Annotated in this window: 18 protein-coding genes; 8 read left to right on the forward strand and 10 right to left on the reverse strand. The window is 42.9% G+C overall.

Translation table 11 applies throughout. The features are described 5' to 3' along the window. Positions 1-227: 227 nt before the first annotated feature. Positions 228-473, forward strand: coding sequence for a DUF433 domain-containing protein (locus V7K21_RS06925; RefSeq protein WP_335172752.1), 246 nt, complete (start codon positions 228-230; stop codon positions 471-473). A gap of 574 nt (positions 474-1,047) precedes the next feature. Here the strand turns inward: V7K21_RS06925 and V7K21_RS06930 are convergent. The 4 genes from V7K21_RS06930 to V7K21_RS06945 all read right to left on the reverse strand — a co-directional run bounded on the left by V7K21_RS06930 (position 1,048) and on the right by V7K21_RS06945 (position 4,648). Beyond that, on the reverse strand, positions 1,048-1,551 hold the full coding sequence (locus V7K21_RS06930) for a DUF1036 domain-containing protein (RefSeq protein WP_335172754.1): 504 nt from the start codon (positions 1,549-1,551) through the stop codon (positions 1,048-1,050). 218 nt (positions 1,552-1,769) lie between these two features. Next, positions 1,770-1,970, reverse strand: a complete 201-nt coding sequence (locus V7K21_RS06935) for a hypothetical protein (protein ID WP_100901459.1) — start codon at positions 1,968-1,970, stop codon at positions 1,770-1,772. A 144-nt stretch (positions 1,971-2,114) separates the two neighbouring features. Continuing rightward, entirely contained in the window at positions 2,115-3,395 is a 1,281-nt protein-coding gene (locus tag V7K21_RS06940) for a vWA domain-containing protein (RefSeq protein ID WP_335172756.1), read from the reverse strand. Continuing rightward, the gene (locus V7K21_RS06945) at positions 3,392-4,648 is read right to left on the reverse strand and encodes a vWA domain-containing protein (protein ID WP_335172758.1); all 1,257 of its coding nucleotides are present in this window, start codon (positions 4,646-4,648) and stop codon (positions 3,392-3,394) included. Before V7K21_RS06945 ends, V7K21_RS06940 begins: the two co-directional genes overlap by 4 nt. Positions 4,649-4,807: 159 nt before the next feature. Between V7K21_RS06945 and V7K21_RS06950 the strand changes: the two genes are divergently transcribed. Continuing rightward, complete coding sequence (locus tag V7K21_RS06950) at positions 4,808-4,951, forward strand: hypothetical protein (protein ID WP_334969621.1); 144 nt, start codon at positions 4,808-4,810, stop codon at positions 4,949-4,951. A 32-nt stretch (positions 4,952-4,983) separates the two neighbouring features. Further along, complete coding sequence (gene rnhA / locus V7K21_RS06955; RefSeq protein WP_335172760.1) at positions 4,984-5,892, forward strand: ribonuclease HI; 909 nt, start codon at positions 4,984-4,986, stop codon at positions 5,890-5,892. Between the two features lie 33 nt (positions 5,893-5,925). Here the strand turns inward: rnhA and cruG are convergent, their stop codons facing one another. Both cruG and cruF read right to left on the reverse strand, forming a co-directional pair. Beyond that, positions 5,926-7,155 carry a 2'-O-glycosyltransferase CruG gene (gene cruG / locus V7K21_RS06960; protein ID WP_335172762.1) on the reverse strand — a complete coding sequence of 410 codons (1,230 nt, stop codon included), beginning with the start codon at positions 7,153-7,155 and terminating at the stop codon, positions 5,926-5,928. 129 nt (positions 7,156-7,284) lie between these two features. Further along, complete coding sequence (gene cruF / locus V7K21_RS06965; RefSeq protein ID WP_335172764.1) at positions 7,285-8,193, reverse strand: gamma-carotene 1'-hydroxylase CruF; 909 nt, start codon at positions 8,191-8,193, stop codon at positions 7,285-7,287. A gap of 531 nt (positions 8,194-8,724) precedes the next feature. Between cruF and V7K21_RS06970 the strand changes: the two genes are divergently transcribed. The 3 genes from V7K21_RS06970 to V7K21_RS06980 all read left to right on the forward strand — a co-directional run bounded on the left by V7K21_RS06970 (position 8,725) and on the right by V7K21_RS06980 (position 11,053). Continuing rightward, positions 8,725-9,810 (forward strand): polyamine ABC transporter substrate-binding protein, encoded by a 1,086-nt coding sequence (locus V7K21_RS06970; RefSeq protein ID WP_335172781.1) that lies wholly within the window; start codon positions 8,725-8,727, stop codon positions 9,808-9,810. A gap of 163 nt (positions 9,811-9,973) precedes the next feature. Continuing rightward, positions 9,974-10,867 (forward strand): ABC transporter permease, encoded by an 894-nt coding sequence (locus V7K21_RS06975; protein WP_335172766.1) that lies wholly within the window; start codon positions 9,974-9,976, stop codon positions 10,865-10,867. A 30-nt stretch (positions 10,868-10,897) separates the two neighbouring features. After that, complete coding sequence (locus V7K21_RS06980; protein WP_335172768.1) at positions 10,898-11,053, forward strand: hypothetical protein; 156 nt, start codon at positions 10,898-10,900, stop codon at positions 11,051-11,053. Between the two features lie 292 nt (positions 11,054-11,345). On the opposite strand, the gene murQ is transcribed toward V7K21_RS06980, so the two are convergent. Together murQ and V7K21_RS06990 are read right to left on the reverse strand one after the other, a co-directional pair. Continuing rightward, positions 11,346-12,272 carry an N-acetylmuramic acid 6-phosphate etherase gene (murQ, locus tag V7K21_RS06985; protein ID WP_335172770.1) on the reverse strand — a complete coding sequence of 309 codons (927 nt, stop codon included), beginning with the start codon at positions 12,270-12,272 and terminating at the stop codon, positions 11,346-11,348. A 70-nt stretch (positions 12,273-12,342) separates the two neighbouring features. Then, positions 12,343-12,771, reverse strand: coding sequence for a DUF3110 domain-containing protein (locus tag V7K21_RS06990; RefSeq protein WP_335172773.1), 429 nt, complete (start codon positions 12,769-12,771; stop codon positions 12,343-12,345). Positions 12,772-13,033: 262 nt separating this feature from the next. On the opposite strand from V7K21_RS06990, the gene V7K21_RS06995 reads away from it, so the two are divergent. After that, positions 13,034-18,943 (forward strand): translocation/assembly module TamB domain-containing protein, encoded by a 5,910-nt coding sequence (locus V7K21_RS06995; RefSeq protein ID WP_335172775.1) that lies wholly within the window; start codon positions 13,034-13,036, stop codon positions 18,941-18,943. Positions 18,944-19,172: 229 nt separating this feature from the next. Here V7K21_RS06995 and V7K21_RS07000 read toward each other — a convergent pair whose 3' ends face one another. Beyond that, positions 19,173-20,102 (reverse strand): carbohydrate ABC transporter permease, encoded by a 930-nt coding sequence (locus tag V7K21_RS07000; RefSeq protein WP_335172777.1) that lies wholly within the window; start codon positions 20,100-20,102, stop codon positions 19,173-19,175. A gap of 124 nt (positions 20,103-20,226) precedes the next feature. Between V7K21_RS07000 and V7K21_RS07005 the strand changes: the two genes are divergently transcribed. Then, complete coding sequence (locus V7K21_RS07005) at positions 20,227-20,889, forward strand: GIY-YIG nuclease family protein (protein ID WP_335172783.1); 663 nt, start codon at positions 20,227-20,229, stop codon at positions 20,887-20,889. A gap of 102 nt (positions 20,890-20,991) precedes the next feature. Here V7K21_RS07005 and V7K21_RS07010 read toward each other — a convergent pair. Next, positions 20,992-22,641, reverse strand: a 1,650-nt coding sequence (locus V7K21_RS07010) for a CHAT domain-containing protein (RefSeq protein WP_335172779.1), incomplete at its 5' end; no start/stop codon positions are given.

The raw sequence follows: 22,641 nt of genomic DNA on the forward strand, positions 1-22,641 counted from the left end.
GACAATGTATAGTTTATTTGTAGTTAGTTATTTCTTTTTGTATATTACCCATGCAGAAACCGCTATATTTTCTAAATAAATGTTAATCAGGAATTTGCTTATAAAATTGGGCGCAAGTAAGAAACTAAAATAAGCAATGGCATGAAGCAATATCCGACCATAATTTTTGCAAAGAGCTAGGGTTACTTCCATGAAATTAGATTCGGATCACTAGCAATCCTAATCGCATGAATGGACAGCCCTCTATTCGTAATCTTCGCCTCACCGTTCGTCGGGTGATTGAGTTATTAGCTACCTACCCTGATCGAGAAGAACTGTTTCAGGAGTTTCCCGAATTAGAAGATGAAGATATTCAGCAAGCCTTAATTTTTGTATCGTCCTACTTGGATGATCGCATCATTGAACTACCTAACCGCTATGAAACTGTTGCCCCGTCAGGGATTACCACTCTCTGCGGCAGCATTGCTACGTGATGCAGGTATCGACACCATCCACAGGGTAGAAATTGCGATGTCTAAAGCTGAAGATGCAGAAATCATCTGTTGCCTGATGTCTAACTTTTCGCATATTTAACTAAAATTTATTTTTAATCAGCAAAAAGGCTTATTGCTTTCTCAAAACTTCATATTCAATAAGCAAAAAGGCATATTGCTTTCTCAAAATGCTTGATTGTTTACTCAAAATGCCTGATTATTTTCTCATTTCGGTAGATTTATCAAGTAAAAAGAGATATTGCTTTCTCAAACCCCAGTTTGCTTTCTCATTTCGGTAGATTCAGCAAGTAAAAAGAGATATTGTTTTCTCAAACTCCAGTTTGCCTTCTCATTTCGGTAGATTTAGCAAGCAAAAGGAGATATTGCTTTCTCAAACCACCACTACTCCATTAAATGCACAAGTCTAGTCTAAATCCACAGATATCATAGGAATAAGTAAGATTTATCATACTTATTGATTAAGGAATGTAGAGACGTTATATGTAACGTCTTTACAAGGGTTTTCGGTTCACGAATTTGCTCAATCGAGCAGTATTGAGAACAATATAGTCAGTTATCGTTCGGCACGCGGAGAGTTCCAGTTGATGGAATAATTATTGGGTGCAAAGGTGTAAGCGTAGAAAGGAGGAGTGATTCCTGTTACTGCGTTGGGAACCCAAACCGAGAAAAAGTTTTTTACAAAACTGCCGCAATATTGAGTTTGTTCAGCGTAGGGGATTGTAAAACTTGGGGTGCTTCCAATACAAAAAGGATGGTTTCCTTGCCACTCGTTACCTGAATCACTAGTGGCATAAAGGTAGTAGCGAGTGTTATTGAGTGAGTAAAGAATTTGTGTGCATGAGCCAGGTGTTTGAGATAACGGGAATCGACCTTGGGTAGTCCAAGTACCACTGTTGTAGTAGCTGACTATGACATTAAGATTTTCGCCTGATTCGTTACAAACATAGAAACCAGGTGATGGATCGGCAGAAGCTTTTTGATTTGGTAGAGCTACAAATGTCATACCAACAAACAAAGCTGCAAGAGTTGCAGTTTTTGTGCAATAATTTAAAATCATTCTAGATAGCATTAAATTTCTACTATTTTTTGTTCAAAGATTTGATATAATTGAAAATAAAACGTTTGATAATTCTTTTATTGAAGAATTTACATAACTTAACTATTGACAATAATCAATGCAATGATCTGGGTTGCGAATGATGTCTCGGCAGTCAATGTGGAGTTTTGGATCGTCAAAGAGCCACCAAAGTAGTATATGGGTGTCGATGAGGTAACTCATTCCCATTGCTGGAGTTCCTCTTCTGGCAATGGTTCAAAGAAAGCATCGCCGAGTTGTCCTTTCAATAAACCAGGGGTGCGGGGTTGTGTACGTTCTTGACTTAAACCTAGCCGAAAGTAGTGAATTAGGTCATAAAGTTCTGCTAGTTTGTCTTCAGGGATGTCTTGCAATTCTTGGACAATCTTCTGGATCAGCATAAGTCAAACTCTTCGGTGGTTGTTAATCAATAAGTTAGGAATATGCAACTACTTTGGTGCTCAATTAAGGAATAAAATATTTTTTCTCGCTTTGCGCCTTGGCACGAAACTTTCATACCGTTAATCAGCAATGCTGAATTTTTACTATTCCTGTAAAACGGTCTTTGATACAATCCTAGTTTTCTTCAGGTCTGCTTCGGAAAGTTCTTCCCCAGCTTGCAAGCGTGTGGCAGAAGTTTGCAACACTGTCGCTGCACCTTTATCTCCTATTTGTAAAGCGGTTTTGGCAGCTGTTTGTAGCATTGTGGCGGCACCAATGCGATCGCCTTGTTGCAATTTCGCCTCAGCTAGCTGGGTTTGGCGATACTTCGCTAATGCTAAAATAGAGTGTTGTACCTGGGGATTGGATGCCGATTGATACGCCCGCACTACATTTGCATACACTGGCACGAGGGGCGAAAGTAAGCCTTGTTCATTAACCAACGGGTCATTGTAACGGATTTGCAGATGCGCGATCGCTTGTTTACCTTCTGGCAATTGTCCTAGATAAATATTAGCCAAAACTACCCGTTCTACATCCTGCATCAAATCTCCCAAACGTACAGCGAAACGTCCATCAGCTTCTGGTTCTATTGGTAACTCGATTGTGTCTGGGGCAACTTGGGCAATGGGTTTCAATTCTGCTAATCGGACATTGGGCACTAGAGATAACAGCAAGTAGGCATTAGTTAGCCCAATCGACTGAATCCGTCCAAACAGTCGGCTAAATTGCTCCACAGCTTGTTCAGGACGTTCAATATGGGCTAGAGTCCCACCACCGACATCGGCAATTTTTTCCAGCAAATCCTGATTCCAGCTATTGCCAAATCCAAAAGTGTTGATAGTTAGATTCAGCTTGGCAGCCTTTTTTGCGAGTTGAAGACAGCGCTTGTTGTCATCTCGCCCAATATCCCATTTCCAAATCCGCAAACTGCTTTCACCATGCCCATCCGTCAGCAGAAACGCCTGGGAAACAGCGCCTCTTGTGCCCTTCATCAGTTCTGTAATTCCCAGTTCCAAACCCTCAGCGATGACTGTACCGCCACTAGCACTGAGTTTGCTTTTAATTTGAGATTTGATGCTTTCGGGGTCTTCGATCACTTGGTTGGGGATAATGACTTCCGCAGAACCGGAAAAAGCCACAACTGAGATGCGATCACCTACTTTCAACCGATCTATTAATCTTTCCACCGCCTGGATCACCGTTTTAATTGGTTGTCCATGCATGGAACCACTTCTATCCAAAATCAAGCAGAGGTTAAGGGGCAGATTTTGGTCAAACTCACCAGCGATCGCAAAAATCGTCATTGCCAGTTGACGTTGGCTACTGGTTTGAGCCACATCAACATTATTGTCATTTAACGCCGATAGCAATTTAACTTTCATTGCAAAGGGGTATCTTGCAAAACTGTTTTGGAGACCATCCTGGTTTTCTTGCGATCGCTTTCGGATAAATCTTGTCCAGATTGTAGCTGGGTGGCAGAAGTTTGCAACACCGTTGCTGCGCCCGTATCTCCCATTTGCAGTGCAGTTTTAGCAGCCGTTTGTAGCATTGTCGCCGCACCAGTGCGATCGCCTTGTTGTAATTTCGTCTCTGCTAGCTGGGTTTGGCGATACTTAGCTAATGCTAAAATAGATTGTTGCACCTGGGGATTCGGGTCTGCTTGGTAATTTTTGACTACATGGGCATAAACTGGGATATTTAGTGTAACTAAACCTACTTTGTTAGCGGCTGGATCATCGTAGCGGACTTGCACATTAGCGATCGCTTGTTCACCTGTTGGCAATTGTCCCAAATAAATATTAGCTAAAATCATCCGTTCCGCATCTTTCATTAAATCTCCCAACCGTACAGCGAAACGTCCATCAGTTTCTTGTTGCAGTGGTAACTCAATTGTGTCTGGGGAAACTTGGGCAACAGGTTTGAGTTCCGCTAGACGGACATTGGGCATCAAGGAGAATAGCAGATAAGCATTAGTCAATCCCACTGTTTGAATGCGGCTAAACAGGCGATTAAACTCATCCACTACCTGTTCGGGTTTTTGAATATAAGATAAAGTCCCCAAACCAGCATCAGCAATTTTTTCTAAAACATCTTGGTTCCAGTTGTCACCAAATCCCAAGGTGTTCAAAGTTAAATTATAGCTAGCAGCCAATTGGGCGAATTTCAAACAGCGATTGTTATCACCATGTTCATTTTCCCCGTCGGTTAATAGGAAGGCTTGGGAAACAGTATCTTTTTTTCCCTTCGCTAACTCCTCAATCCCCAAGCGCAATCCTTCATCAATCGCAGTCCCGCCATCAGCAGATAAGCGGTTAATTTGCTGTTTGATTTTCTCTGGATCTTCGACACTTTGGCTAGGTACTAAGACTTTGGCGCGGTGATCGAAAACTACAACACTGAGGCGATCGCCAGGATTGAGTCTATCTACCAGACGATTTGCTGCTTTTTTGACCGTTTCTAGCGATCGCCCATTCATAGAACCACTATGATCGAGAATTAAGCATAAATTCAGTGGCACATTGCGGTCTTGATTTTCTGCCTTCGCCGAAATCGAAATTCCCAACTGACGTTGACTATTCAGTTGATTCGCGTCCAAATTACCATCATTCAAGGCAGGTTGCAAACTAACCTTCATAACTCAAAGTCCTTATTCAGGATATACATATTAATAAATAACTTCAAAGCACCACTTTAACTCTACGGAAAGCCTATCCAACACAAATACATTCATATAATCAGAATATCTTAGCTTAATTGGGCAGAAGCCCACGTCTGTCACTTCGGGCAGCCTGGGATGAATGACCGGACAAAAACGAGACGCACCTTAACCAATATCAACCGTTCTTTGATCAGCTATGCATTACTGGGAAGTTTATTAACAATTATAAAACACTTTAATGATCAGGGTTTTGAAGAAAAAGCAGAGGTTGAGACTTGACAAATATTAGTAAATGTTCGATATCCTAAACCATGTCCACCCAACTCACAATCCAAAGCATATACACCGATGGTGCTTGCACCGGTAACCCTGGCCCTGGCGGTTGGGGAGTAGTTGTCTATTTCAGCGATGGCTCAATCCACGAAATGGGCGATGCATCTGCTCATACCACTAATAATAAAATGGAAATGCAAGCTGCGATCGCAGCCCTACAATTCCTGCAAACATCTCAACAAGCCCAAGCTATCACCCTTCATACCGATAGCGAATACCTGATTAACTGCGTTACCAAGTGGGTGGAAGGCTGGAAAAATAAAGGCTGGAAAAAGTCAGATGGTAAACCCGTCCAAAACCAAGACCTTTTGGAAACTCTTGATCAACTTAATACCCAACAGGTAAAATGGCAACACGTCAGGGGACATTCTGGTAACATAGGTAACGAACGTTGTGATGCGATCGCTCGCACCTATGCGAGTGGCAAAATCCCTTCGCTACAACAATTAACTCCGACAAATTTTTATAAATCTTTACCTTCTATAAATGAACTAAATGTAGCAAAAGTAGCTGATTTTGAGAAAAACTGTAGAGTAATTAACCAAAGTAGACAAGAAGTCAGTACTTCTGCACCAGAAATAACTCTTATGGAACCATCAACTGGGCCAATTGCGGCCGCAACCGAAGAGAAACCGCCAGAAATGAGGGTTTCGCAACTCCGTAGCTTGGTCGAAACTCTGCGTATTGCTGATGAAATCTCTGAAAAAGGCTACTTAATCACTAGTTCTGAGTTAGCAGACTTGATGGATGTCCACGCCAGCGCTGTTACCAGTCGGGGAGATCAATGGCGCTGGCGAAACTGGATAGTGTCACGGGTACGTCGTGAAGGAAATCAAATTCTTTGGGAACTGGAACGCGGGGATCAAGTAGGAGGTGAAGAGGAGTAAGGAGTTAGGAGTTGAAAATTCATAATTTATAACTCATAATTCAGCACTGTATTTGCGTCCTCGCCACTCGCGCGGGGTATGGAACGCAGATAAGAAGATTCGCAACACAGCTAAGGGATCAGCCAAAGGGGAAAGCCAGAATAACCAGCTGCCTTTGGCGCTTTTACGATCGTAGGAAGGTGCGATCGCAATTAGCATAGCAAAGCGAATTACCACCAAGAATAAATTCAGTCCCACCAGGAGGAGTAGGGGAGTGGGTAACGCGATTAATCGCGTCTGTAGCAAGTATCCGAATGGGGGAGAAATCAACAAAAAAGTCAGGAGAATTAAAAGGGGTAGACCCTGAACAGATGTGAGTAGCCATAAATCTCCCCACAACTGCGAACGAGAAGTTGCATCTTTAAGATCGAGACTCCGCCCCCATTCCTTCCACGTCTCCATTGCCCCTTCATACATCCGTACCTTTAGCACCTTTGCACCATCTAAAAAGCCCACTTTATACCCTTGATCAGCAATATTTCGTGCCAAAGTGACATCATCACAAAAAGAAGCACTCGCACTGCTATAGCCACCCACAGCAGCTAAAACCGAGCGACGACACAAAAAACACTGCCCATTTGCCATCACCCGTTCTGGCTGCTCTGTATTGATCCCAGCGGGGTCAAATCGGTAAAGCAAAGTCATCAACAAAGCCGGTTGTAGCCAGCACTCTCCTGGATATTTGAGGATAAACTGGGGTGAAAGGGAAACCAGATCATAGCCTTGTGCTTCGGCCGTCTTCACCAAACCAGCAACCAAACCAGGATGCGGTTGGATATCAGCATCCAGCCCCAGAAACCACTGACTAGCCTCAGAGCTATATAGAAAACCGTTATGCAAGGCCCAAGGACGCCCCACCCAACCAGAGGGTAAGGGGTCATCTGTCATCACGCGAAAGCGCGGATCTTTCTGCTGTGTCGCTTTTACCAAGTCGGGAGTGCCATCATCAGACTTGCTGTCTACAACAATAATTTCCCGAACTTCGTAGCTTTGTTGACTTAAACCAGCCAACAAAGGGCTAATGCGAAGCGCCTCGTTCAGCGTGGGAACAACGACGCTAACCCTACCCAAAAGCTCCGGCGTTGGCTGTTGCGGTTCTATTGGGGGAAGGCGTCTTGGCCCCTTTAGCAGGCGCGAAAACAGAATCGCCGTTGCTGGTACTTGGATAAGTAGCAATAAAAGGGAGATGGCGCTTTCTACTATCAAAGCGTTGTCATTAATCATTAGTCATTAGTCATTGGCCAAACAGGGCATTGGCCAAACAGGGCATTGGCCAAACAGGACATGGGGCATCGGGGATTAGTTATTCCCTTCCACTCCTAACTTTTAACTCCTAACTCCCCAATCTCTAAGCTATTTCAAGGCAACTTCAACCTTTGCTACTGATACTTCCTTGCTTGCTGATTCAATAGCAACTGGAGTGGGTGTGGTTGAACTCCTTAACCACAGCGCCACGGCGGGAGCCACACCAAGCAATAAGCCGAGCAATACAGGGATGGAGAACCCAGCAGCCAAACTTAGTCCGGCGGCGAAGGCAAAGTTAGTTAAATAAACGACTAAAGGTAGATTGAGTTGCGATCGCTCTAATTTAATCGATGTATTTCTCCACAACAATCCTGCCACACTCATAAACAGGGCGCTAGTACCAAACCAACCTGCATAGTTCTGGTAAGGTGTCCCAAAGAAAGCTCCTGGTTGTTCCCAATACCAGAAGGGCAGAGAAGATTGACTCATAGCTGGCTCAAGGGCAAAATCCCAGCAAGTAAACAGCAAAGCACCAACGGCTATAGCAGCAATATGGCGTCCCAAACTGGGTTTTTGAGCCACTTTCAAACCAGCTCTGGCAATTAAATAAGACGACAGCCCAACATAGAACCAAGATAAAGGAATTGTGAAAGGAACTAGCCCCCCAATCTTATAACCCAAGCCACTCAAGTAGCTATAATCACCAAATGGAAAACCTGTACTGGTTCCCAGTAGTTCACTTCCCAAAGAGATAAACATAGCCGGTAGCATAAATGCTAGCCAAGTTCCAAATCCCAACGTCCGGTAGGCATAAATAGAGACAGCTATTGTCCCCAAGATGATATCAACTACACCACCACCAGCCATACTTAACTGTATGGCAGTTTCGCCAACCTGCGATAAGTTTAAAATTATTTCGGCATTAGGTACGACCAGTAGCATCCCTACCAATCCAAAGGCTTTTGACACGATATGACCAATGAGGCATACGCGCTCAACGATAACAAGTTGTCTCATAATAATTCCTTAATAAGATGTGACACGCGGCTACTCGGCTGCTAACAGTTTACAAATGTTTAACAACATATTTAACTACTTTGTGCCGCAATTCTCTACAAACTTGTTTGGCTTTCTTGAGAACAGCATAACAGCCTATTGATTGAAGCTATAAGAAATATGATGATAAACTTACTAGTTTAAGCCATATAGTCAAAATCTACATAATTTCATCTGCAAAAACTTCTAGTCTATTGTCCCACTGATATCCATATGATGAAAAAATCCTTCCATGCAGGGATCTCCTTGAGGGAGGACAACCATCATAGATTAACTAAGTCCGAAAGTAAAATAAAGTCTTTAGCTAACTTTGACAGAAGCCTCACATCTCACCCGTTAGCAGAGGGTACATTCGCGTAGTGGGCGACCATAGGAGAAGGAAAGGGTACGTTTGGTAAGTGTGAAGAATGATACATTTACCCCAGAAAATCATGCCAGGGGCTATGAGGTATACCGTAATCTAGAAGTTGTCGATGAATGACTTCTAACTTAATGACTAACAGACGGCAATTTTTAAAAGAGGTGGCAGCGCTTTCTAGCTTATCTTTAGCTGGTTGTGGCTGGAGGCTGGGTGAAGTCCGTGCTAATTCTAATACTTCTGGTCAACGTGACCAACTTTATATCTTTACTTGGACGCAATATACTGACAACCAATTACTGAAAACTTTTAGCACCCAAACTGGCATGAAAGTGCTAGCGGATGTGTATGATTCCAATGATGTGATGCTGGCTAAGTTGCAAGCTGGAGGCGGTGGGACTTACAGCATCATCTATCCATCTGATTATATGGTGCAGAAGATGGTAAAGAAAGGTTTGTTAATAGAAATAGATCACAATAGCTTAATCGGTTTAGAGAATTTATTTCCCCGGTTTCAGAATCCTAGTTATGACCCCAATAACCGATATAGTATCCCTTTTAACTGGGGAACAACAGGTTTCCTTTACAATTCCGAAAAAATCAAAGATGCACCACAAGACTGGGATTACCTTTGGCAAAACCAAAACCAACTTAATCAGCGGATGACCTTGCTCAATGATGTTCGAGAAGTTATGGGTGCGACGTTACGGATGCTAGGTTATTCTTACAACTCAAAAAATGAACAACAAATCAAACAAGCTTATGAAAAGTTGAAGGTACTAAAACCTGCGATCGCACGTTTTGACACCGATGCTTGGCAAAATCAAATTTTAGCAGGAGATTTACTATTGGCAATGTGCTATTCAGCAGATGCAGTGAAAATTTCTAAAGAAAATCCTCAACTAAAATATGTGATTCCTCGCAGCGGTTCTTCATTATGGACAGACACTATTGTTATTCCCAAATCAGCCCCCAATTTAGCTGGAGCTTATGCTTGGATTAACATGATTCTGCAACCAGAATTAGCGGCTAAAATCAGTCAGCGTCTGAGTATTTCTACGCCGAATATTGCTGGATTTGAGCAATTGCCAAAAACAATCCAAAACAATGCTAATTTATTTCCATCAGAGTCGTTTTTAGCAAATTGTGAACGTGTTACTCCTGTAGGAGAATTTGAAGAGGTTTACGATCGCTACTGGACTCAATTAACTAGCAGCTAAATAAAGTTTGGATTGATTTTGTATTTTTAATTCAATCCCTTCGGGTTCAGCAGTCGCTCATGGGGGAGACCCCCAAGAACGCGCTGCTTCACCAAAATCCAAGTTGCGCTGCAAGGGCACCAAAGGTGCGACTCAAAATCTGAAATTGACAGAGTTATAAGTGATGAATTTTGAAAAAAACGATATTTCTAAAATAGAAGAATTGCATCGCCTGCGAGGAAACTGGCTCCAACCTTTGGTATTACTTGCACCATCTGGGATTTGGTTATTACTTTTGTTGGTGCTGCCAACTTTGATAATTTTCGAGTTAAGTTTAGTTGCAGACATCAGACCGGGAGATTTGGTCAATCCCAACGGATTCAAAAACTATATCCGAATATTTGATCCGCTTTATGTGCAAGTAATTGGGCGATCGCTATTTTTTGCGTTTGGTACTACAATAATTTGTTTAATTTTGGGCTTCCCTGTCGCCTATTGGATTGCTCAGATAGCGCCACAGCGTTGGCGAAATTTGCTGCTATTAGGCTTTATATTACCTTTGTGGACTTCTTCGTTACTTCGCTCCTATGCTTGGATTACAATTCTTCGTCCTACTGGTTTATTGAACAGTTTACTCAGCAATTTAGGCTTACCTACTTTGGAATTACTTAACCAAAGTCAAGCTGTATTTATTGGCATGAGTTACAGCTTGTTACCCTATATGGTTTTGATTTTATATGCTTCTCTCGAAAAGCTAGACAAGCGGTTGTTAGAAGCAGCGGCTGATTTAGGTGCAAATCCGGTGGAAACTTTTTGCCAAGTAACTGTACCGCAAATTTTACCTGGAATTGCGGCTGCTTCTATGCTTGTATTCATCACAGGCTTGGGGGATTTTGTCGATCCAGAATTACTTGGTGGTGCTTCTAGTATGACGGCGGCGCGGTTAGTTTATAACCAGTTTCTTGGAGCAACGCAAAATTGGGGATTTGGTTCAGCCTTGAGTATGACGTTAATTTTGCTTGTTAGTGTTGCGATCGCACTTTTGATTAAGTTTGGCGAACCTGCACCCAAACCCTAAACTTTTTGTCACCGAATTTATACTTACTCCGTGATATGCTGGTATGATGAGCAAGGAAACCGCTACTTTACAGATGCAGAACAGGCACAACAAGAGCGATCGCGGGTTGAACAATTAGCGCAGTATTTACATTCTCTAGGTGTAGATAAAAATAATTTACATAGACAGCGACGCGATCGCATTTAATAAAGATATTTCATTGCTAGCAAGATTCGCTATATTAGCGTTACCATTCGGATTTTCTAATTCCGAGATTAGATGCTCATTCTCATGGCTATTGTTATACAAAAATGTCATTTGATTAACCTCAAAAATTTTTATGGTTAATAAGTGGATATTTTGGATCATATGTCTACGCCAGCGTTGGAAGGGATGAGCAGTTTTAGTGAACTTTTCTATGGAATATTATCTTTAAAAAAAGGCGTGCTACTAAGACAAGTAACAGCCATATATAGAGTATTTATTTAGGAAAATTTATTTAAGGTTTGTTGTGGTTTTGATAGCTCACAACAGCTGCTTTAAGATTACTTTGGTGTTCTGAAAGAAGCCGTTCGCCCTCGTCTTTTTCCAAACCAGTCCAGTGCATTAATAACGCTAGCTTAACCCACTTGCCACTACGTTCTAATAAAAAACCAGCAGCTTCCCGACTTAAGCCTGTGAGGTCTTGCAAAATTCGCAAAGCGCGATCGCGTAACTTTTGATTTGTTACCGCCACATCCACCATCCGATTGCCGTAAACTTTACCTAACTTGACCATCACCCCAGTCGAAAGGATATTTAAAGCTAACTTAGTGGCTGTACCAGCTTTCAGGCGAGTTGAACCAGCTATTATTTCTGCTCCTGTCAATAGGCGAATGTCAATATCAGCATCAAAGCTAACTTGTTCAGCTGGAACACAGGTGATAAAAATAGTAGTGGCTCCCCGTTGACGGGCAGCATGAAGCGCACCGTGGACAAATGGCGTTGTACCACCAGCGGTAATACCAACTACTACATCTAGCTGGGTAATGTGTCGCCCAGCGATCGCCGCCTCACCATCTTCGATGCTGTCTTCTAAATCCTCTGAACTGCGTACCAGCGCACCTGCACCACCAGCAATAATCCCCTGTACCAACTCTGGGGGCGTACAAAAAGTAGGTGGACACTCAGCAGCGTCTAACACCCCTAACCTGCCACTTGTGCCGGCACCGATATAAAATAGGCGTCCGCCGTGGCGCAAACGCTCTGCGGTGCTATCAATAGCCTCTGCCAACTGAACTTTCACCGCCGCCACCGCCGCGACTGCTTTTTGGTCTTCGCTATTAAACAGCTCCACCAATTCCAGAGAATTGAGTTGGTCTAAGTTCAGACTGTTAGGATTTACCAGCTCGGTTAAAAGATGCCCGCGTTCCTGCAAGTTTGTCATTTGTCCTCTGTCATTTGTCCTTTATCCTTAGTGATTAGTCATTAGCAACTGACTAATGACTAATGATTAATTACAACAATCCTTCCAATTTACGACGCATCTTCTCTAGTTCAGAATCAGATAATTCTGGTTCTTCTAGTGGCTGTTCATTGAGGGGGAAGGTGTCTTCAACAGTATCCTCCTTATGGGCATCTGCTTGCCAGTCAGTTTCTTCCACGTTCAGTTCCGGGGGAGTGACAACTAAATTGCTGTTTTCTGGGATGATTTCCCATTCATATCCAGCACTTTCGCAAAATTCCTTGATTTCCTCAGCATCGATTGGCTCTGGTGTAGGTGAGGGGAAATCCTGAGCTTCCAGCATCAGGGCAAAGCGCGTGGCGTCGTCTTCTGACTCGAACATCAGAATTTTATTGCGATCGCCCTCCCGAATCGTGTGAATCCCCTCATTTTCCGTTCGAGCATTAAAAATTAACACAAAAAGACGCATTGGTGTAATCATCTGTCTTTTTTAAGGTCTATTAATATTAAAGTTCTAGGTTGTGCTTCAGCGAAAGTCACAGGAACAATTTATTTTCACTCTATTCAGATTTTCCTGAAAACGCCAATATTATAAGCAGAAGTATTGGATCAAGGAAATACCGTAACTCAACAATCAGGTATTGGGTTTAGTTGGCGTATTCTGGAAATGGCATACTGAACCAATGTGCCAGTTAATGCTTGTGTGTGCCAGCGATATCCGGCAGTTAATACAGTAAAAGCAAATGACCAAATCTCCCAATCAAGATATTCACTTCCCGTCCCCTATCCGCAAGCGTCTATGGTTGCTGGTGTTGAGTCGCGGTAGCATTGCCTTGGGCGGACTTTTACTGTTAGGAATTGTTGTTGGTATTTGGCGGTTGTGGACTTTTGTCCAAACAGAGTTAACGCCGTTGGCACAACAAAGTCTCACGACTACACTCAACCGTCCGGTAAAACTGGGAAGAGTCACACAATTTTCGTTGACGGGAGTGGAGTTTGGGGCTTCAGCTATCCCAGCGACACCCACAGATCCAGATCGGGCTACAGTCGAAGTTGTAGAGGTAGGTTTTGACCTGTTACAACTAATCTTTAATCGCCACTTAAAGCTAGATGTCACCTTAGTCAACCCAGATATTTACATTCAACAGGATGATCAAGGGCGCTGGGTTTCCACTAACATCGTGTCGTCAGGTGAAGGCGGCGCTATTAAAACCGATTTGAACAAACTATGGTTTCGCAATGCCAAGGTGGCATTGATGCCGCAGAAGAGGGGAGCAGGGGGAGCAGGGGAGGCAAGGGGAGTAACATCCTCCTCATCCCCAGTAACATTTTCTCAAATCAACGGTTCTGCCCAACTTTTAGCAAACAACCAGTTGATCAGGTTTGATGTCGGAGGTCAAGCAGACAGTGGTGGCAGTATTTCCATTCAGGGAGAGACACGTTCCAAGGTGCTAGCAGGCAACTTCCAGTTGCGAGTACAAGACTTCCTGGCTGAGGATATTACTCGGTTGATTAAGTTACCACTGAGCTTACAGGCGGGTCGAGCCAATGGCGACTTGTTAGTTCGGTTGACACCAGGACAGCGGACTTTATTGTTTGGCAGCGCTGCTGTGCAAGGGGTAACACTTCAAATACCCAAAGTCCCGCAACTGTTGAGCAATACTCAAGGAAACCTCCGCTTCCAGGGAACGGAGTTGCAGTTAAACAATGTTAATACCAACTACGGCAAAATTCCCCTAGTGGCTACGGGAATCATCGACACTCAAGCAGGTTTTAAGTTGGCGGGGCGTGTAAATGCGGTGAGTTTGGCTAATGCCCAGGAGACTCTGAAGGTAAAACTACCTGTGCCGATCGCTGGACAAGTACAAGCTTCTTTGCAGATTACTGGATCAACTAAAGAGCCAATTCTCTCAGGTTCAGTTGCCACAATCCAAACTGCCCGGATTGATAAAGTTGATTTTGATAACATCAGTAGTAAGTTTGAGCTTGTTACTAGTTCCTCTTTAATTACCCTAAAAGATATTCAAGGTAAAGCCAAAGTTGGTGGTGAAATTACAGGCGCTGGCACAATTCAACTTGGCAAAACCCCGCGACTGGATTTAAATTTCGCCGCCAAGAATGTTTCAGGGGATGCGATCGCAAAAGTTTATCAAACAACACCCGCCTTCAAAATCGGCAATGTCTCAGCTACAGCCCAATTAATCGGTACTTCTACTAATGTCCAAACCGTAGTACAGTTTCAAGCTCCTAATGGAACTTACCCCGGAACTGGTGAAGTTGCAATCGCTCCAAATCGCACCGTCTCCTTCCGCAATGTGGCTCTTAACGTAAGTGGTGGTACGGTACGGGCAACTGGTAGTTATGCCAATCAGCGTTGGCAAGCTGTGGCTGTTGCCTCTGAGGTAAAATTGGAACCTTTTGTAGACAAAAGTCAACTGCAAAATGTCTCTTTGGCGGGGGCACAGTTCAATGGTCGTCTCATTCTCTCAGGAAGCACAGCACCATTTGAAATTGCTACGATTCGCACTGATGGTGCAGGAGTTAAAATTGGTGGCGGCATAGTTGCAGTTTCTCATGTCCAACTGCAAGACCAAGGCTTCTCTGCTCAACTTGTAGCTAATGGTGTGCGGTTGGGACAAATATTGAAACAGTCTCCCCCAGCTTTAAATAATCCATTGGCGGGTACATTCCAAATAACAGGCAACAGAGATAATTTCAGCCTGAAAACCCTGCGTGGCAGTGGTGAAGGTAGCCTTGCTATTGGCGGTGGAACGGTTACAGCTAAAAATATTCAAGTTGCTAATGGTGTATATCAGGCGCAAGTTCAGGCTAAGAATGTACCTGTGCAGCAGTTGGCAACATTACCGAAGCAGTTCCAAGGAGCCTTAAATGGTCAGTTCAACGTCGCGGGTTCTGTTGAGCCTTTTAAACCGCAAACTATTCAAGCCAATGGTCAAGCATGGGTAAATGTTGCGGGTGGGACTATTACAGCCTCTAATATCCAACTTGCTAATGGTGTATATCAGGCGCAAGTTCAAGCTAAGAATGTGCCTGTGCAGCAGTTGGCAACAGTACCAAAGCAGTTCCAAGGAGCCTTAAATGGTCAGTTCAACGTCGCGGGTTCTGTTGATTCTTTTAAACTGCAAACTATTCAAGCCAGCGGTCAGGCACGGGTAAATGTTGCAGGTGGGACTATTACAGCCTCTAATATCCAAGTGGCTAATGGTGTATATCAGACACAAGTTCAAGCTAATAATGTGCCTGTGCGGCAGTTGGCAGCACTTCCATCACAATTCCAAGGAGCCTTAAATGGTCAGTTCAATGTAGCGGGTTCTGTTGATTCTTTTAAACTACAAACTATTCAAGCTAGCGGTCAGGCGCGGGTAAATGTTGCAGGTGGAACGATCGCAGCCTCTAATATCCAAGTGGCTAATGGTCGCTATCAAGCTGTAGTTAATGCTTCAGGTGTGGAATTAAATCGGTTAAATCAGCAATTGCGAGGCCAGTTTGGCGGTCAATTGCAATTAGCTGGCACGCTAGGATCATCCAAATTAGCTGATGTGCGTGCCGCTGGACAGGTGCAATTATCCCAAGGTATCCCTGGTCTTGAGCGACCTCTGAGGGCTGCGATCGCTTGGAGTGGTGAAAGGCTTACCATTGAACGAGCAACTGCTCCCGGTTTAAATGTTACTGGTAACATATTAGCCAATGCTCAGGGAGCAGGTATACCGGAAATTACTGCCCTAAATCTTAACGTCCAAGCCCAGAATTACAACTTAAAACAGTTACCCATCAATCTTCCTAATCAGGTTGCTGTGGCGGGAAGAGTAGATTTTAATGGTCAAATAACTGGTAAGCTGCCCTTACCAAATGTGGTAGGGCAAATTAATTTACGAGACTTGGTTGTTCAAGATATTGCTTTTGAGCCGTTGTTAACTGGAAACATCGATTCAGCACAGGGACGCGGTTTAAATTTGAACTTGGCAGGAAATAGCGATCGCCTGGCCTTCAATTTAGATGCTAATAATCGCCCTAAATCCTTCTTAGTAAAATGGCAGCAAGCATTAGCCACAGGAAATGTTCAAGGGAATGATTGGGCGCTCAAAGTCGCAAATTTCCCCTTGCAAATATTGAATTTGACTCCGCCACCAATTACTCGACTGGGTGCTGGTAAGATAGCTGGGTTGTTAACTGGGGATTTGCTGTTTAATCAGCAGACATTAGCAGCAACGGGGAATTTAGCGATCGCCAATCCGCAAATTGGCCGAGTTAAAGGCGATCGTTTAGCTGCTCAATTCCGCTACGGTAATGGTAAAGCCACACTCGCCAGTAGTGAATTTGTCAAAGGTAAAAGTAGCTACGCCCTTGTCGGTACTTTTGCTCAAACCCCTAAAGGCCCTCAACTACAAGGTAAACTGAACGTCAACCAGGGAGAGATCCAAGATGTTCTAGCCATAGCACAGGTATATGATTTACAAAATTTGCAAGGTGGTTCAGCACCAATCTACGGCACAGCTGCGGATCTGACTACTAACCCCCAAGGAGCGCAAAATCAGCCCTTATTAACCCAAATCCAACGGTTTTCTGAAATCCAAGCTTTGGTAGCAGAACAGGAGCAACAGCGACTTGATTCCACTCCACTACCAGATTTGGCAGACTTAAAGGGGACTTTCAATGGGGAAGTGACTGTAAATACAGCTACAGCCAATGGATTGTCAGTGGATTTTTATTTAAATGGACAAAACTTTGCCTGGGGTAAAAAGGAAGAACGAAATCGTTTTTATACTGCTGACCAAGTGATTGCCGAAGGCAACTTTGAAAACGGTGTTTTGAATTTGCGACCTTTACGGCTCGAATCTAAAAACAGGCTGATTGCCTTCACGGGTAACATTGGTGGTGATGAACAATCTGGCCAGTTGCGGGTGAATAATTTTCCGGTACAAGTACTAAATAATTTTGTCAAACTGCCAGTTGGAATCACAGGTAATCTTAACGGTACAGCAGCTTTAGCAGGCAGCATTGCTAATCCTCAAAGTAGAGGGGAATTGCAAATTACAGAAGGGAAACTAAATCAGAACAAAATAGAGTCAGCAACAGCAAGTTTCAGCTATGCCAACGGACGCTTAAACTTTAGTAGTGCTGTAGCAGTTGCTGGGCCAAAACCTGTTGATATTACTGGCAGCATACCTTATAAATTGCCTTTTGCTTCGGTGGCACCAGACAGTGAGCAAATCAGTTTAGATATGAAGTTGGAAAATGAGGGATTGGCGCTGTTAAACTCGTTGACTAATCAAGTGGCATTTGACAAAGGTGAAGGAGAAGTAGACCTCAAGGTACGCGGAACATTGCAAAAACCTGAGGTAGATGGAATTGCTACTGTCAATAATGCTACTTTTTCAGCCCAGGCTTTGCCAGATAAGCTCACAAGTGTAACAGGTAGAGTGCTGTTTAATTTTGACAGCATCTTAGTAGAAAATCTTCAGGGTAAATTTAGCAGTGGGAAGGTAGAAGCTGCTGGAGAAATTCCCATTTTTAACAATCAGAACGTGACTATCAACAATCCCCTGACGGTTAGTCTCGATCAGCTAACATTGAATCTCAAGGGACTTTATCAGGGACGTGCTAGCGGCAATTTGCAGATTACTGGTTCTGCCCTTAACCCAGTAATTGGCGGTAAAGTAAATTTATCTGATGGTCAGGTATTGCTGGCAGAATCTACCAACGCCACTTCATCTGCAAATAGTAGTCTCGGTGTATCACCTCCAAAAGCCAATAAGCAGAGTATACCTGAAATTGAAAATACGTTGGCTCAAGCCTTGCCGTCAGGCATCGCCAGATTTAATAATCTAGATTTGGAACTAGGCAAAAACGTCCAAATTACCCGTCCCCCTATTCTCAGCTTCCGCGCAACTGGTAATCTCATAGTTAACGGCTCAATCAATCAGCCTGTACCCGATGGTACTATCCGGTTGGAACAAGGAGGGGTGAATTTATTTACTACCCAATTTAACCTTGCTCGTGGCTATACACACACTGCAACTTTTAGTCCCTCTCAACCCCGCGATCCTGAGTTAGATATTCGGCTATTTGCTAAGGTACTAGATGTAATTCAAAGTAATGATTTCAGTCGGATAAATACCACAGGTTTATCAGCCTTAGAGAGTGTTCGAGTCGAAGCCACTATTAACGGTCTCGCCAGCAAACTAAATGAAAATTTAGAACTAACAAGCAGTCCGTCACGTAGTCAAACTGAAATTGTTGCTCTTTTAGGAGGTGGATTTGTAGACACCCAAGGACGTGGTGACAGTACTTTGGGTTTGATTAATATCGCAGGCTCGGCTGTGTTCAACAATTTTCAGTCAGCTTTTAACCAGATTGGGAGTACCTTTGGCTTAAGTGAACTGCGGATATTTCCTACGATTATTTCTGATAATCCGGAAGCGGGAAGGAGCAGTTCAACGTTGGAATTGGCAGGAGAAGCTGGGGTTGATATTTCTTCCAAAATATCCGTTTCTAGTATCAAAATTTTAACAACAAATGATCCCTTCCAATGGGGTATTAATTACCGAATAAACAATGAATTTCGTGTGCGTGCTTCCACTAATTTAACTGATGATAGTCGTGCAGTAGTAGAGTATCAAACGCGGTTTTAAATTCCCGTATAAAACTATTTTTAATTTTGAATTTTATGCACTTGGGATATTTGAATATTTTCAGATTATCGTGGCTGATAGGGAATGTTTGTTATAAATTGAAGAAGATATAGTAATCCTATCTAATTTCTGAAAATTTGTGGTGTCCAGATACCCGACTTATTTAATAAGTCGGGTATCTAACTTTTCACGAATGATTTAGGATTGCGATATTTAAATTAAGTGAATATCAGATTGTGATATTATCGTTACCCTGCTGATTAATAATTAATCGTAAAATTGATAACCCCAAAATTATCAAAAATAACACTAGCCCAATTGTGCAAGCATAGCTAATTTCCAAATTGTTAAATGCTTGCTCATATAGATAATAAACAATCGTTTTTGAGCTACTGAGTGGGCCACCTTGGGTCATAATATATACTTCTTCAAACACTTTGGTCGCAGAAATAGCCGAAATCACCGCCACTAGTGCTAGATAGGGCTTCATCAAAGGTATGGTAATATCCCAATGTTTGCTAATACCATCAGAACCATCGATCGCAGCAGCTTCGTACACATCACCAGGAATCGATTGCAACCCCGCTAAATAAATCACCATGTAGTAACCTAGTCCCTTCCACACAGTGACAGCCATGACGCTAGCAAGAGAAATTGGTACAATGCCAAAAATTTTTGCTGGGCTAGTTAGCCAAGGAATACCTTCTGGGAAAAGGCCCAAAGCTTTCAGTAGCTGATTGAGTAATCCGTTTTCTGCATACAGCCATTTCCAAGCTATTCCCGCAACCACCATTGAAATTACCACTGGGGTGTAGTAGGCGGATCTAAACCAATTCATCCCCCGCAGTTTCTGATTTACCAAAATTGCCAGCACTAAGGGAGCAATTACTAAAATTGGGACTACACCCACAAGATATAAAAAAGTGTTTTCCAAGGTTTTCCAAAAAACTGCATCCTTCCAAAGCTTGAGGAAGTTGGCGAAACCAATCCATTGTGGCGGTTGGGCAATATCTTCATACCTAGTAAAGCTGAGGTAAAACGCTTGCAGTGCAGGCCAAAAGACTGTTAACCCTAAAAGAAGTAAGGCGGGTAGTAAAAATAAATAAGGAGTCAGCCGCTGTTTGATGAATATCCAATTTTTAGGCGTCAATTGATTCATATAAGGTCTAATAGTTATTTTCGCTTTGTCAGCAATAATTTGGGGATGTGAGTAGATTTGAGCTTCAATATTCTAAAGGCATATATTTGCGTAGCGCTAATTAATAACTCGGAGATCAACTGTGATGGAAACTCAGCATAACCCGCCAATTGAACATCAAAATGTCCCCATAAACCACCGTGGACTACATGACTTTTTGTACAGTTCTGACGACGAACACACCGCCACTGAGGTGAGTATAACTCCTGAACTAGCAAACAATGGTACTGAAATCATTGACGTTCAGGTTTGGAGTGCAGCTGCTCAGAACGCTAAAATTGCAGGTGTTTACGCAGTATTGGATGCAGAACGCGGCGTGCAGTACATTGGCTATTCTCGCAATGTGTTGCTTTCCCTAAACGGCCATGTCACTCAAAATGGTGAGCAAAAGTGTGCTTTTGTGCGCGTGCAAACATTCAAGTTCCCCAAGCGTCAAGAAATGGAAGATTTACGAGATGCGTGGATAGCAGAACTCGAAAGCACACCCTCTGGTAATGCAACTAATCGCGAAATGTGGGCTAGCACGGTAGGGGAAGCTGCGAAGGCGGTAATGTCAGAGGTGGAACGTCAAGCCTACGAGGATAAAAAGCTAAAACTGCGGAAAGCAATGGCTGACACAACCCTCTCTAAAGAGTCAGAAACAATAGATGTGAGTCAAGGCGAACGTCAGCGTCAACTTGAAGCTGCTGTGGAAAACGATGACTGGAGTGTAATTATCGACGCACAGACACAGCAAACCAAGTCTTAGGTATCAATTAAATTAGTTGTCCGTGCTAAAAAATTAGTGTTTATGTGGTAGCGACATACAGATATGTGTCCTTACCACATATTCCATATATTACAAATTACTTTAACGTGCATCACCAATCAAGACAAATGGCGACCAATAATAAGGATGGCGATGGTCTTTAATTAGCTTCAATTTAGCTTGTTGCAAAGCTTCTCCTTTGGTCATACCCTGCTTGAGGTTTTGATAAAATTGAATCATCAATTGCTGAGTCGCTTCATCATCAACTGCCCATAAACTTGCCATCACAGCTTTAGCACCAGCACGCTCAAATATATAAGCAACTCCTGCAAGTCCTGTGCTAGCATCATTCAAATTAGTGTCTACAGCAGTTTGACAGGCACTGAGAGTAATCAGTTGTGTGCCTTGTAGCCCTAAAAGAGCAGCATTGGCAATGTCTAAGGGTTTGTCAGCAAATAGTAACGTATTATTTTTTAACTTGACTTTTTTGCAATCTTCAGTTTTGAAACAGCCGTGAGTTGCTAAATGCAAAAAGTCAAAGTGCAATGCTTGGGATCTAAACTTTTCTAGAGTAGCTTCATTGTGGATATAAACTTCACTGTCTGGCAGTATTTCCTTAATACTTCTGACTTCTGCCTCTGCACCTGGGAGATTTTGTGGGTCACTGGGTACTGGATTACCAAATGCTAAAACAGCTTGTAGTTTGGGGGGTACGGCATTTTGCACACCTGGAGATTTTAAGGAATTATTGGAAATGCGAGTGAGATAGTTAATAGGATATTTCTCGATCAGAAATTGGTTGGTTTTACTGTCGGAAAGAGTTTCAAAAGGTAGATGGCGCAGTTGACCAGTAGCGATAATACTTAGTTCTTTGGGGGATAAAGCTTTAATTTTGTCTTCTATAGGACGAATAAGAATATCATAAAGTTTCCCGCCAGTTTCACGGTAGTTAGAATCACTTTCATCTTGTATTTCTTTCAAGTATTGGGTGAGAAGTTTATTAAATTCAGTGGGGTCAATAGATTTTTTTATAACGCTTAACTCGCCTTTTGTGAAAATAAAAATTGCGACGTTATTAGGCATATTTCTCACATTAGTCAGCAAAACAGGTTGAACTACAACCGTTCCTGCGGGTATGGAGGATGTCAGGTTTTTAATGTCTGCGGGTGTAGTTTCAAATAGTTCTGCTACTTCCGGAAAACGGCGAGAGATATTTTCGGCTTCTGAGTAAACTTGTGCTTCTAATTGCCGAATTTGCTGGGGTAGGCTTTCGGAGCGATCGCTTTGCAGTTGTTGTCGCAGAGATTCCAATTGTTGATTTTTTTTACTCCAGTTATCAAGAGCTTTCTGTGCTTCTGGGTTAGTAACTTTGGCATTAATCAGACGAGTATAATCAGCAAGGTTGGCTGTAGTGAATAGGTTAACCCATTCAAAGGCTTGAGCATATTTTTTTTGATTAATCAGGACATCGATTAAAGCAGTAGCAATTGTACTTCCACCGTTTTCCTGTAAAAACTTTTGGCGATTTTCCCGTTGTAAACCCCGGCGCATTTCTAAGCTTATTTGGAGAGATTGCTGCAAATTAGTAATGGCTTCAGTTGGTCGATTTGTACTTTGGAAGAGTATACCAATATTACCCAAGGTGACAGCTTCACCAGTGCGATCGCCCACAGCACGCCAAAGGGGCAGAGCTTGGTTGTAAAATTCGAGGGCTTTTTGCTTTTCTCCTAAATCGTCGTAGACTAAACCGAT

It is taken from the genome of Nostoc sp. (assembly GCF_036919595.1).
Taxonomy (GTDB): domain Bacteria; phylum Cyanobacteriota; class Cyanobacteriia; order Cyanobacteriales; family Nostocaceae; genus Nostoc.